This is a genomic window from Pseudoalteromonas sp. C8 (assembly GCF_011378685.1).
GTDB lineage: Bacteria > Pseudomonadota > Gammaproteobacteria > Enterobacterales > Alteromonadaceae > Pseudoalteromonas > Pseudoalteromonas arctica.
Genome location: NZ_WTKT01000033.1, coordinates 1 through 13,769, shown reverse-complemented (window position 1 = coordinate 13,769; position 13,769 = coordinate 1). Strand labels below are relative to the sequence as shown.

The 13,769-nt window shown below is 40.1% G+C and carries 11 protein-coding genes and 1 pseudogene; 5 read left to right on the top strand and 7 right to left on the bottom strand.

Features of this window, described 5'->3' with window-relative positions:
• A partial coding sequence (locus tag GQR39_RS19715; protein WP_165736404.1) for a cold-shock protein occupies positions 1 to 172 on the top strand: 172 nt, incomplete at its 5' end.
• A 231-nt stretch (positions 173 to 403) separates the two neighbouring features.
• Complete coding sequence (locus GQR39_RS19710; protein WP_002963088.1) at positions 404 to 652, top strand: DUF3297 family protein; 249 nt, start codon at positions 404 to 406, stop codon at positions 650 to 652.
• A 521-nt stretch (positions 653 to 1,173) separates the two neighbouring features.
• On the opposite strand, the gene GQR39_RS19705 is transcribed toward GQR39_RS19710, so the two are convergent.
• From GQR39_RS19705 to GQR39_RS19695, 3 genes are all read right to left on the bottom strand, one after another.
• Positions 1,174 to 2,406: a P-loop NTPase fold protein gene (locus GQR39_RS19705; RefSeq protein ID WP_165736403.1), complete on the bottom strand. Its 1,233-nt coding sequence runs from the start codon at positions 2,404 to 2,406 to the stop codon at positions 1,174 to 1,176.
• 66 nt (positions 2,407 to 2,472) lie between these two features.
• On the bottom strand, positions 2,473 to 3,306 hold the full coding sequence (locus tag GQR39_RS19700; protein ID WP_165736402.1) for an alpha/beta hydrolase-fold protein: 834 nt from the start codon (positions 3,304 to 3,306) through the stop codon (positions 2,473 to 2,475).
• A 146-nt stretch (positions 3,307 to 3,452) separates the two neighbouring features.
• Entirely contained in the window at positions 3,453 to 3,869 is a 417-nt protein-coding gene (locus tag GQR39_RS19695) for a MerC domain-containing protein (RefSeq protein ID WP_165736405.1), read from the bottom strand.
• A gap of 141 nt (positions 3,870 to 4,010) precedes the next feature.
• Here GQR39_RS19695 and GQR39_RS19690 point away from each other — a divergent pair, with 141 nt between their 5' ends.
• Positions 4,011 to 6,422, top strand: coding sequence for a TonB-dependent receptor (locus tag GQR39_RS19690; protein ID WP_165736401.1), 2,412 nt, complete (start codon positions 4,011 to 4,013; stop codon positions 6,420 to 6,422).
• A gap of 32 nt (positions 6,423 to 6,454) precedes the next feature.
• Positions 6,455 to 7,852: a hypothetical protein gene (locus GQR39_RS19685; RefSeq protein ID WP_007580420.1), complete on the top strand. Its 1,398-nt coding sequence runs from the start codon at positions 6,455 to 6,457 to the stop codon at positions 7,850 to 7,852.
• Between the two features lie 97 nt (positions 7,853 to 7,949).
• Here the strand turns inward: GQR39_RS19685 and GQR39_RS19680 are convergent, their stop codons facing one another.
• The 4 genes from GQR39_RS19680 to GQR39_RS19665 all read right to left on the bottom strand — a co-directional run bounded on the left by GQR39_RS19680 (position 7,950) and on the right by GQR39_RS19665 (position 13,325).
• Complete coding sequence (locus GQR39_RS19680; protein WP_165736400.1) at positions 7,950 to 9,251, bottom strand: DEAD/DEAH box helicase; 1,302 nt, start codon at positions 9,249 to 9,251, stop codon at positions 7,950 to 7,952.
• Positions 9,252 to 9,398: 147 nt separating this feature from the next.
• Positions 9,399 to 10,589, bottom strand: a complete 1,191-nt coding sequence (locus GQR39_RS19675) for an alpha/beta hydrolase-fold protein (RefSeq protein WP_165736399.1) — start codon at positions 10,587 to 10,589, stop codon at positions 9,399 to 9,401.
• A 112-nt stretch (positions 10,590 to 10,701) separates the two neighbouring features.
• Positions 10,702 to 12,522: a glutamine--fructose-6-phosphate transaminase (isomerizing) gene (glmS, locus tag GQR39_RS19670; RefSeq protein ID WP_165736398.1), complete on the bottom strand. Its 1,821-nt coding sequence runs from the start codon at positions 12,520 to 12,522 to the stop codon at positions 10,702 to 10,704.
• Positions 12,523 to 12,560: 38 nt separating this feature from the next.
• Positions 12,561 to 13,325: a DeoR family transcriptional regulator gene (locus GQR39_RS19665; RefSeq protein WP_165736397.1), complete on the bottom strand. Its 765-nt coding sequence runs from the start codon at positions 13,323 to 13,325 to the stop codon at positions 12,561 to 12,563.
• Positions 13,326 to 13,484: 159 nt separating this feature from the next.
• Here GQR39_RS19665 and GQR39_RS19660 point away from each other — a divergent pair.
• Positions 13,485 to 13,769: pseudogene (locus tag GQR39_RS19660) on the top strand (sugar O-acetyltransferase); the annotation flags it as partial.

The following is a 13,769-nucleotide window of genomic DNA, read 5'->3' as shown; positions in this document are numbered from 1 at the left end:
CGAAGCAAAAGGTTTTGGTTTTATCGAGCAAGAATCTGGCGCAGACGTGTTCGCACATTTTAGCGCAATCTCTGGCGACGGTTTTAAAACTTTAGCTGAAGGCCAACGTGTACAGTTTACTGTTACTCAAGGTCAAAAAGGTCCACAAGCTGAGAACATTGTTAGCATCTAATTGCTAAACAATTTAGTGGGTTAGAGATAACCCATTAATATATTTACCTTTATAATTATTTAGTCGAATATCTTCAAAACCTCCTCTGTAAATATTTTCCAAGCGCAATCTCATTTGTATACACAACTCATTAATTAGTACATTTTTAAACACATTTACTACTATCTCTCTTGAGCGAAAGCTTTGTATTGCCTACAATAGCGCATACTTCATTCAATATAGAATATGACCATGAACGACACTACCGCAAAACCTGCTTTACCAGATCGCCTTTCTATTAATCCACGTAGCCCACATCATGTGGAAGAAGTTTTTGAACACGATATTGGTATCACGTTCAACGGCAAAGAGCGTTTTGATGTTGAAGAATACTGCATCAGCGAAGGTTGGATAAAGTTTGCATCTCCAAAAGGCCTTGATCGTCGCGGACAACCACTTTTACTTACAAGAAAAGGCACTGTTGAAGCCTTTTATAAGTAATACCAATCTGCTTAATTAAGTGATCTATTTTGAGGGCGGAAAAACGAGTTGGTAGCCAGGCAAAAAATTCGCTATTTAGTTGTTCTAATTGAGAATTTTTTAACGCAGGTAGCGACACGTTTAGCCCCGCAAAATGATTAAGTATTATTGCGGATTGGTATAAGCTAATAATACTTACTAAAAAAGCGACACCATATTGGGTAGTCGCTTTTTTTGTGCTTGTTAAAAAAAAACTGAATAACCTAGCTGATAACCTTTACTCATATAGACTGCTGTTTAAGATAGCTGACCCGCTTGCTCAACTATATGTATGTAATTCGATAAATCTTTAATTAACTTAAACCCTCGATTTCTATTCGCATCATAAAGTCCTTTTTCTATATGATCTTTTAAGCTTTTTACAGGTACACCTCGTCCTTGAGGAGGAGTTAAATCAGGAGTATAAAGTTTAGTATTTGGATCACAAAACAGCTTTACTGATTCACTTATTTTATAATCGATTATACCTTTGTAAGTAGTCGCTAAATCAAAGTTATCTTGTTGAAACTCAGCAAATTTACTACCGTGTGTTTGATTGAAGATATTCGGCCCCATTTATTTTTGAAATACGGATAAATTTCGGGGTGTCTGATTTTTAACACAATGATATAAAACAAAGGTAATGAAAATAGATAATCAGTCTTTTCTTGTGTTAATTGAATTGCATATAAAAGCTTAACTGCTTGTTCAATATCCCTTAAACCAGCCCGCATATACTCCGCAACCTTACTGAGTATGCCAATATTTATTATATCTTCTGATTTATTATCCGCTTGGAAAACCGGAACGAACACAGTTTCATTAGGCAAATACTTTGACCAAATAAAGTTACAGTACTTTTCTTTATCTGGGCTTTTAAGTGAATATTCTTGATCAAAAAATCGATTTAAATAACGTTTAGATTCGAATTTTTCACCGTAGACAGCATTAATCGAATGGCTTAGCTGCTCTGATGCAGTAGCGACAATAAAGTAGACGCCTTCGACATTAAATAAATGCTTAATCGTCTCTAACAATTGGATACTATAAGAAGGCTTGCAACGATCTAACTCATCAATCAAGATAAATAGAGGAGCTTTGAATGAAGCGCTACCTTCTAAACCTTCTACTAATAGCCTTAGGTTTTCCCTAAAATGGCCTATAGCATTTTTTGTTGTTTGATACTCTTTTAGTGCTAATTCAGCTGCCTTTGTAGAGATTGAAGAAGCAACAGTAGTAATATCTTTTGACAAACCAGGCTGTTCAGCCCCCTTGACAGAAGCCCCCTCACTCTCTTGCTCATCTTCAAGTAAAGCCTCAACCCCTTGAAGAGACATACCAAAAAGCTGTTTAGTAAAAAAACCACCGAGTAAAGGAAGTGCTGCGTTTTTCATTGATCTTGCAATACCAGCTAATTTACCATCGGTCGCACTAAGTAAGCCTTGATTAGTCAATTCTTCATTTATTTCAGCAATAAAACTAAGTAAAGCATTTTCAGAAAAATCATTTTTCCATGCATCAAAACATACAACTACATGCTTCTTTTCTTTTAGCTCTTCTGCGAGGTTATTAATAAAATATGTTTTACCAAAGCCCCATTCTGCATTGACATTTAATACATAGTTTTTACTATGCTCAGCCTCTAATATTGCGTATTTACTCGTTAAAAACTGAACAAGCCATTGTCCTTCTTGTTTTCGATTCAACCTATCATCTGACCATAATTCAACCGACATATAATTTCCTTATTAATTTTTCTAAAGCAACATATTAGTACGAACCGATATAAAAATCATACTTCATTATTCTGCAGCCAGCACCCAATCTAGGCCTTGGATTGCTGTTGTTGGAAATGCGGTTGCATGATTAGCGCCGTCAATAACAACACTTTTTAATTCTATATTGTCACTTTTAAGCGCATTAATTTTTTGCGTTAGCTGCTTAGCACCTTCAACCATATTTTGCCCTTCGCCGAAAGCTGGCGTTTCCATAGATCCAACTGATATATATACCCTTATAGGCAATTTTGGCTTATTCACTTTTAACGCTAATAGTGCATTGTTATCAAACCAAACCGATGGGCTGCCAATAATATAATTGCTAAATAAATCGGGTGTCGTTAATAAAATAGTCGCGCCAAATAAACCGCCTAACGAATGCCCCATGTAGGTTCTTTGTAAGTTACTGGCCCGATAGTTTTTTTCAATAAAAGGGAAAACTGTACTTTGTAAAAACTGAATATGCCCTTTGGCATTACCTGTTTGCTTTTTCCAATCTTTTGCAAAGGTAGGCGTGTAATCTCTAATTCGGCTGTTAGAGCCAGCGGACCCTTTTTCATAGCCAATTGCTACAATAATAGCCTGTTGCATTTTGCCACTATTCATAGGGAATCGTGTAGCCCCAGCAACGATGGGAAAGGTATACGGTGCATCGGTTACATAAATAACTGGATACGTTTTATTAGGCTGCTTTTGGTATGATTTAGGAAGCTGAATATACACAGGATACGCCCGCTCGCTAACGGGCTCAATGAGCTCAACCACGTTACTTCGGGGTATTGAATAAGGGGTATTTGCGCTTAATTTAAAACATATTAAGGCGCTTAAAAGCAAAAGAGATTTTAAAATAAGAGGCACTGTATTGGTTAACCTAAGCTAAAAATAAATTAAGTACCTACTTTAAAGTACTTTTAGCGAATATTTAAGCTATCTAAAAAAACAAAGTTTAAATAAAAAATAAAGTGCCAGTATAGCTTTCGTTTAAACCACCAGCACTTATAGCATTAAACCACTTGATCTGGCTCACCGCCTGAACACGGGCAGTTGTCGTCATTCTGTTTAAGACATTGCTGATAATTAAACCAATGGGCTACAGCAATAAACGCTGAGCCTATTAAGGTTAGCGCTTTTTCGAGCACTTCATGGCCTAGCAATACGGCAAATATCATAAAAGCTAAGCCTGTTACACCAGACACCATATAACGTGTACGTTTATGTTTTTTACAGCCTAAACTCAATGCCAACAAACTGGTTGGCATTACCGCCGCAAGAATCCATAAATGAAATTGCTCACTATCTATTTGCATTACAGCAAAGCTTGGTAATAACGCTAAAATAACCGGGGTTGCAAAACAATGCACTGTGCATATTACCGATAACCCTATTGCCATACGATCCATAACACTTTGACTCGACTTCATTATTTCCTCTACTAAATCAGTGTCTCCACTCAAAAACGTTACTTTTAAGGAGACATTTTAATAACATCAGTTAATTACTGTTGATATATTATAACATTACTCGCATAATTGATATAATATAACATCCAAAAGGGTAGTCAAATGAAACGTAGATCGCAATTAGCTGTTCTCATAGCAGCTTTATTGCCGGCTAGTGTGCTTGCATCCACAATAGAAGGCGTTGTTTTAAACAACAAAGGTAAAGTAGTTACCAATGCAACGGTAGAAGTTGAAGGCTCAGATCTTAAAGTAACCACCGATGAAAACGGTAGATTTGTTATAACAGAACTAAAAAATGGCTTAAAAGAGCTTCACGTTGTAGCCCCTGGTTATGCGCATCTTCATCGCGATATAACAATAACTAATGATGAAAACCAATCGGTTACTTTTAATTTAAAGCGCTCGCCTATTGAAGTTATTGATATTGAAGCGACCCCTATTCATATGTCGGCAATGGAATCTGCATCGCCTGTTAGTGTTTTATCTGGCGAACAACTAAGACGACAACAAGCTGCAACCCTTGGCGACAGCCTTGAAAAACTCCCAGGCGTTAATACAAATTTTCACGGTAAAGTAGCCAGTACGCCTATTATTCGTGGTTTAAGCGGCCCTCGCGTACTTATTACTCAAAATGGCCTTGATGTTAGTGATGTTTCGCGCGTTGGGCCCGATCACTCTGTTGCATCGGAGGCGTCTACCGCACAACAAATTGAAGTATTACGCGGCCCTGCAACGCTGTTTTATGGCAGTGGCGCAATTGGTGGTGTGGTTAATGTAGTAGATAACCGCGTACCTACCGACAGCACCACGCGTGGTGAATGGAACCTAGAACATAACTCGGTAGATAACCAAAAAGTGGCCTCGTTTAATGCCACCACAGGTACAGACTCTATGGCTTTTTACGCCGATGCATTTTGGCGTGAAGCCGATGACTACGAGGTACCTGTAGCTGCCGATATAGATAGCGATGGTGAAGAGCATCGTGGCGATTACAAAGTTGAAAACAGTAATGAAGAGTCTGACGGTTTTACTGTTGGCGCTAGCTATTTAATGGATAACGGCTTTATTGGCTTAGCAGTAGAGCAATTTAATCGTCAATACGGTATTCCGGGTCATACGCACGGCGAGGAAGAAGAGGAAGAACACAACGACGAAGAAGAAAGCGTATTTGCTGATTTAGAGCAAACTAAAGTGCAATTATTAGGTGAGTACAACCTAGATAATAAATGGCTAAACAAAATAAATCTCCGCGCTGGCCATACCGACTACGAACACGCTGAAATTGAGAGCGGCGCTGTTGGCACTACCTTTAAAAACGAAACCAACGAATTACGCATAGACCTACTGCATAACCAATTTAACGAATGGAATGGCGGTATTAGCTTTCATTACAAGCAAAGCGATGTTGAAGCACAAGGTGAAGAGGCCTTTACTCCTCCATCAGAAACCGAAAGCTTTGCTGTAGCGTTAATGGAAGAAAGGCACTTTGGTGATTTTTTAGTGCAGGTAGGTGGGCGTATTGAGCGAGTAACAATTGAAGCAGGCGACGTATTACTGCCAAATATTGACGCTCACGCACACGATGAAGCAGAAGAAGTCGACGAGCATGATCATGACCACGAAGAAAGCGCAGAAACCACTCGCGTATTTGATGTAGAGCATGAATTTACGCCAGTCAGTTTATCGGCAGGGGTAGTATGGGATTTTACATCTAACTATAACTTAGGGCTTTCGGTATCGCGCTCTGAACGTGCACCTTCTGCCTCTGAGTTGTTATCGTTTGGGCCGCATATTGGCACTGGCACTTACGAAGTAGGCGCACTATTTGATTTAGATGAAGATGGCCATTTGGGTTTATCTGAACAAGCAATTGACCTGGAAACAGCCAATAATATCGATTTAACCCTACGTAAAACTCAAGGCGATGTTGGCTTTATTTTAAATGCCTTTTACAACCAAGTAGATAACTATTATTACCAAATAGACACCGGTTTATACGCACAAAGTGGACACGACCATGGCGATGAAGAAGAAGGCGCTGACGAACACGACCATTCATCAGAGCTACCCGTTTATTTATTTAAAACAGATGATGTAATTTTACACGGTTTTGAAGCGCAAATTGCGTGGCAATTAACAGATGAGTTTAAGCTAGATGTATTCTCTGACTACGTTCGTGCACGCCTTAAAGACGGCGGCGATTTACCCCGTACACCACCGCTTCGTTTTGGCAGCGAGCTAAGCTATCAAACAGATAAACTCAGTGCGCATATTCATGTAACTCGCTATCAAAAGCAAGACCGCACAGCCCCACAAGAAACAGCCACAGACGGTTACACCTTAGTTGATGCGAGCATCTCTTACGACCTTTCAGTGTTAAACCAAGATATGTCTGTGTACCTACGAGGCACTAACTTAACAGATACAGAAGCACGCGTGCACAGCTCGTTTGTAAAGGATATAGCGCCACGTCCAGGACGTAGTTTTGCGCTAGGTATTCGCGGTTATTTTTAAGCGTTAAAAAATTATAATTAAAGGAAATAAACATGAAAAAACTATATCAATTAAAGCTTATTGCACTCGCTATTAGCGCTACATTTATTACGGCCTGTGGCGATGCAGAAACCAACATTGTGGAAAAAGATCCTATTGTTGTAGAAGACGAGCACAATCATGACGATGATCACGACCATGACGACGGCTATACCATAGACTCACTTGGCAGACTTGCCGTTCTGGCAGGTGACAGTAACGAAGCTAGCTTTTTTGATTTAGATAACAACGAATTACTTGATACATTTACACTAAACAATGACTCAAACACGTTATCTGCATCACCAGGCTTTCGTTATGCTGTTATTGCTAATCGTACTCAAGATTACCTAGGGTTTATAGACGGCGGTATGTGGCGCGAAGATCACGCAGAGCACTTGCATGATTATGAGCAAGGCCCTGCGTTTAGCAGCTACGAGCTAACAAGTGGTAGTCGCCCTACACACTTAATAACTCACGACGGGCAATTAGCAATATTTTACGATGGCGATGCAGAAACCGGTACGCCTGCCTCAGTAGAAGTGCTAACCGATAACGATATTACCAATACAACAGCTACACTAACGGGCATTAACTACGACATTAACATGCATGGTGTAGCTGAGCCTCGCGGCGAGCATTTACTCTCAACCATTCGCCGCGACGATGCAAGTAATACATCTAATGCCAAAGTACTTCCCGATCAAGTGGGTGTTTATCATCTTCACGATGGTAATTACGAACTAGAGCAAACGTTTGAAATAACCTGCCCCGATTTACACGGCGCAGCACAAAATCACGATTATGTTGTATTTGGTTGTGGTGATGGTGTATTGATTGCCCATCAGCAAGGTGATGTATACAGCGCTCAAAAAGTTGTAAATATAGATGCCGTAGGCGATCAGCGCATTGGTGCTTTGTACGGCCATAAAAGCAATGACACAATTTTTGGTATTGCCGCAGGGCATGATGGCAGTGGTTCAGTATTGCTTAGCATTCATCCTGAAAATGCCGAAATGGAAGAAGTAGAATGGCAACTTGCTGATGGCGCAAGTGCTGTTTCTTATTCTTTTTCAGCCAGTGGTGAACACTTTTTAATACTCGACAGCCTAGGCTTTTTAAATGTACTTACTGGGCATGAACATGACGGTGAAATGCACTGGGAACTCGCAGGCCAAGTAGATATTACTCAAGCAGACGTAACCACAATGCCCGAAGGAATGAGCTTTAGTATGATAGTGGCGCAAAGTGGTCAGTTTGCTTATATTGCCGATCCAATTGCTCAACACATAGTGCAAGTACACCTTGAAGATCTAGAAATTGAAAGTGAGCTAGAGTTAACTTTTCCACCTGCAAGCATTACCTGGTTAGGGATTGCACAAGAAACAGAAGATGAAGATCACGACCATTAATTTAAAACTAACGCTTTAAGTTAAAGCCACAAAACAAAAAACCCGTAATTAGGTTTACTAATTACGGGTTTTTACAGCTATTTATTTAGCTCTATTGTTACTTACGGCGCCAGCCACTCCACACATCATCTATATCATCGGCTTTATTTTTTTTCTTTTTCTTGCCTGTGCCTTCTGGTTTTGCCATTGGCTTTTCATTTTTAAGCGCATCAGCTGCATCAAGGTTTGCTTGGTTTACAGCAAAACCGGTTACTTCTTCACGCTCTAGGCGTAGTTTGTTTTTCTTCTCGATTATTTTAAAGTGATGCAAATCTTCATAATCAACCAATGAAAGCGCTAAGCCTACTTCACCAGCACGGCCGCTTCGACCAATACGGTGCATGTAATCAGCAGGACTGCGTGGTAGATTAAAGTTTATTACCACTGGCAGCTTTTCAATATCCAAACCACGTGCAGCAATATCGGTTGCGATAAGTACTTCGATTTCGCCCGCTTTAAATTTTTCTATTACACGAGTTCGCTCACTTTGGCCTTTATCGCCATGGAAAACTTGTGCATTAACACCCCGCTTTTCAAGCTTAGCCGCTAGGTGCTCACAGTCTTTTTTAGCGTTCACAAAAATCAGCGCTTGGCGCCATTTATGCGTTTTAATTAAATGTGCTAAAACTGTGGTTTTTTCACCTTTGTTTACGGTAAAAACACGCTGTACTAAGGTGCTTTCATCTTTGTTTTGTACTTGTATTTCAACTGGGTCGTTTAAAAGCTCTTGCGTTAATAGCTTAACTTGCTCAGGGAAAGTTGCTGAAAACAACATGGTTTGTTTTTTAGCAGGCATTAACGCTAAAAGGTCAGCCAGCTCTTCGGTAAAGCCAAGGCTTAGCATACGGTCGGCTTCATCAAGCACAAGCGTAGTTACATTATCGAGCTTAATCGCATTGCTTGAGATTAAATCAAGTAAGCGACCAGGTGTTGCCACAATAATATCGGCGCCGCCGCGCAGTGCCTGCATTTGTGTATTAACCGACACACCACCAAACACGGCCACCGTTTTAATTGCGCCATTAAAGTTAGCAGAATACGATTTAACGCTATCGGCCACTTGCGTAGCAAGCTCACGCGTCGGTACTAAAATAAGCCCCGTTACAAAATTACCTTTGCTGGCAGTATTTTTAGCGCCCTGCTCAAGGAAAGCTTTTTGCAACATAGGTAATGCAAACGTTGCTGTTTTACCTGAACCGGTATTTGCCCCTGCAATTAGGTCACTACCCGCAAGCACACTAGGTATAGCCTTAGCTTGAATAGGTGTTGGCTGGGTATATTCCAAATCGGTTAATCGAGCTAATAGCTCTGGAATAAGGCCAAGTTCGGAAAAAGTGCTAGGGCTTGTGGCTGAGGTCATGAATATTACGGGCTCATTGCTAAAAAGTTAGCCTGCAATTTTAGCGTATTTAGCGCTTATTAAGTAGAGATTAGTGATTTAAATATCAGCGGCGTGTTGTAAAGGCAACTGTAAGCGCAGGCTACCCCCGCGCATTGTCCTTTTATATTACTGGGTTTTATTTAACAGTGTTTGTAATCTACTTTTAGTCTCTTTTAAGGTATCTAAATAGGGGTATGTGGTATCTACGACATTTAAAGCAGCCTCTATTTTAATAAGTGCCTGTTGTATATTACCTTGTAATTCATAGCCATAACCTAACCCCCATAGTGCATCAACAGATTGTGAGTGATGCTTAACATTATGCTTAAATACTGCCACAGCCCGCTCATATTGCTGCATATTTACTAGGTTGTAACCAAGTTGCCTAACAGCCGCCTCCGGAGGTGTTATTTGCTCCCCCCATTGCTGAGATAACTTTTTATAATAAACATCAATAGATTCTATATCATCGCTTAAAGCACTCATGGGCATTTGTTTGGGTAAAAATAAATGATGGTAAGCATTAAAGGCCCCAGCGGCAGATGTTAAGTTATGCGATACATTTTCAAATGCGTCACTGAAAAAGCGTAAATTTGGCAAGCTATTAGATTGTAAAGCTTGCTGCAGCTCATTATATCGCTCACGCATTAAGCCAGCTTCTTCGCCAATATTTATATAAACATAGTTATTCAGGTCTTTTGATTTATTAATAAACGACTTAGTCGCTTTTACCGATGCGCCATAGTTCCACCAAACGGCAGGGCTGTAAGCAATATGCGCTTGGAAAAGCTCAGGGTTAGCTTGCATAGTATAAAGTGCAAACACGCCTGCTGCTGAGCCCCCAGCAATCACATTAAAGTTATGCGTACGATAGCTTTTATTAATCAAGGGCATAAGCTCTTGCTCAATAAATGCTAAAAACTTTGCTGCGCCTCCGCCTTCACCTACCGGGCCTTGTGGCTCTTTATTAACTGTAGGGTATAAATCTCTTAAGCGATTAGTGTTTTCAATAGCGACAATAATAACCTCAGGCGCACGATTATTATTTTGCAGCCGATCCATTACAGCACTTATAAGCGGTATATTACCTGCGCCATCTAGGCGATAAATTACAGGATAAACTTTGTTTGTATTAGCTTGGTAACTCTTTGGAAGTTGAACTACAACGGTACGTAGCTCATTTAAAATTACTGAATTGATAGTATGTGTTTGTTGTGTATAGCTAATGGTTTGCTGCTTCAAATCAGGCTCTGCAAGTGCGCTATTAGAAAACAATGAAAATAAACTATATATAAAAACAGCGGTTAATAAACGCATGACTAATCCTTTAGAAAGTAGTGTGTTATTTAATCTAACAGGCTTTGAGGTACAAAAAAAGGCGCATTGAGCGCCTTTTTATCTTTAACAGGTAATTACCAACCTATTGATTTTACTCAACCGTAACCGATTTAGCTAAGTTACGTGGTTGGTCAACGTCAGTACCTTTAATTACCGCTACGTAGTACGACAGTAACTGCAATGGCAGTGTATAAACAATTGGCGCAATAATATCGTCAGTGTGGTTTACGTTGATTACACGCATTGTGTCGTCTGACTCAAAGTATGAATTTTTATCTGCGAATACGTAAATAATTCCGCCACGTGCGCGTACTTCTTCTACGTTTGATTTAAGTTTTTCTAGCAATTCGTTATTAGGTGCTACAACAATAATTGGCATGTCGGCATCAATAAGTGCTAGTGGGCCGTGTTTTAGCTCGCCCGCTGCGTAAGCTTCTGCGTGAATGTACGAAATCTCTTTAAGTTTAAGCGCACCTTCCATTGCAATTGGGTATTGCGAGCCACGACCTAAAAACAGTGAGTGGTGTTTGTCGGCAAACTCTTCTGCAAGATCTGCAATACCATCAGCGAGTAATAATGTTTCTTCTAACTTAGCTGGAAGTACTTTAATTGCATTTACAATTGCGCTTTGGTCAAGGCCTTTTTCCTGAGCTATAGACGCAGTAAGCATTAACAAACCAACTAACTGCGTAGTAAATGCTTTAGTAGATGCCACGCCTATTTCAGCGCCTGCTTTAGTCATAAAGGCAAGGTCTGATTCGCGTACAAGCGATGAGCCAGGTACGTTACAAATAGTCATTGAGGCCATGTAACCTTGCTCTTTAGCTAGGCGTAATGCAGCTAGCGTATCGGCAGTTTCACCCGATTGAGAAATAGTAACAAGTAAGCTATTTTCATGAACAAACGACTGACGGTATCTAAATTCAGAAGCTATTTCTACATTACAGCTAACGCCTGCAAACTGCTCAAGCCAGTAACGTGCAACCATACCTGAATGGTAAGACGTACCACAGGCAATAATTTGCACGTGTTTCACATCTTTAAATATTTGCTGAGCGCTTTCGCCAAAGGCATCAATTGCTACACGGTCGTCGTTTAAACGCCCTTCAAGCGTATTACGTACTGCAAGTGGCTGCTCGTAAATTTCTTTTAGCATGTAGTGACGGTAATCGCCTTTGCCTGATGCATCTTGCGTAATGTTTGATTCAATCACTTCACGCTCAACTGCGTTACCGTCTGCATCAAAAATTTCTACTGTGTCACGTGTAATACGTGCTACGTCGCCTTCTTCTAAAAAGATGAAGCTACGAGTAACAGGTAGTAATGCTAACTGATCAGACGCAATAAAGTTTTCGCCAAGGCCTAAACCAATAACAAGAGGGCTACCTGAGCGCGCTACAATGATTTCGTTGTCGTTGTCTTTATCAAATACAACAGTACCAAAAGCGCCTTCAAACTGTTTAACAGCTGCTTGTACTGATGCAAGTAACGTTGTGTGTTGTTTACGAAGTTGGTGAATTAAATGCACCATTACTTCTGTATCAGTGTCTGATAAGAATTCGTAACCATCTGCTTTAAGTGCCGTACGTAGGCTAGCGTGGTTTTCAATAATACCGTTGTGCACAAGTGCTAACTGGTTGTTTGATACATGTGGGTGTGCATTTGCTTCTGTAACGCTACCATGTGTTGCCCAGCGCGTATGTGCAATACCTGTATGACCGCTAACACCTGCTTTTTCTAGAGCTGCTTCTACGTTAACTACTTTACCCACTGCTTTAACAGTATTAAGTGTATTGCCATCAAGCAATGCTACGCCTGCTGAGTCATAACCACGGTATTCAAGACGCTTCAGCCCTTCTATCAGAATTCTATTTACTGGACGTTCTGCAACTGCCCCAACTATTCCACACATAATCTCTCCAATAATTTTGTATATTTACCACTTTGTGGCTACTCAACAAATTCAGCACAAATTAGTTTTACACCACACGCCTCAATTGCTTTGCGTTTATCGTCTGCTAAGCCATTGTCGGTTATTAATGTGGTTACTATTTTCCACGGTAATTCTAAATTTGGTATTTTTCGGCCAATCTTATCTGATTCAACCATTACAATTACTTCACGAGCCGCTTCTGCCATTACTTGGCTCAAACCAACTAACTCATTAAAGGTTGTTGTGCCACGTTTTACATCTATACCATCAGCACCAATAAAGAGCTGATCGAAGTCGTAAGAGCATAATACATTTTCGGCAACTTGCCCCTGAAACGACTCAGAATGCGGATCCCAGGTTCCACCGGTCATCAAAAGTGTTGGCTCGTTCTCGAGTGCTAATAAACGACTAGCGACTTTAATCGCATTGGTCATAACAACGAGCCCACGTTTATTGGCAAGTTCAGGGATCATCGCTGCTGTAGTGCGTCCGCTATCAATAATAATGCGATTATGATCGTTTATAAGTGAGGCTGCCGCTTTTGCTATTGCTACTTTGCGCTTTGAATCTACTTCATCGCTAACAATTTCTTTAGGTAGTGCAATAGCACCACCATAGCGACGAAGTAATAAGCCACTTTTTTCAAGCGAGGTTAAATCTTTTCGAATGGTTACTTCTGATGTTTGAAACTGCTCAGCTAGCTTTTCAACAACTACTTCACCTAGTTCATTAACCTGAACCAGTATATTGTGACGACGCTGTTGTGTGTTTCGTTTAGTCATAAAGCTCGTGAATTAAGTTTCGTTTCGAAAGTTATGCGATTTTAAACGAAACAACCTAAATGGCAAGTGAACGAGCAAAAAAAACACAGTTTTATTCTAATAATAATAAAACTAAAAGTACGGTAAGCTATAACTAATTAAGTTATAAAGATAAATACAATGCAGTCATTTAACAGTATCAGTAAAGAATACTTAGCACAGCGAAAGCAAGCAGGTGAAACCTGCCGTTTATTTAATAAGAGCCCAAGTAAAGGCAACTTAAAACGTATCAAAGAGTTATTTTTAAAGTCGGGTGATGGTGTAATTATAGAATCAGGTTTTCATTGCGATTACGGCAATCAAATAGTTATTGGTGAGCGTACTTTTATGAATATTAATTGCACACTTCTCGACTCGCCATTAGCCAATCACTCAATCACCATTGGTGATGACTGCTTAATAGGC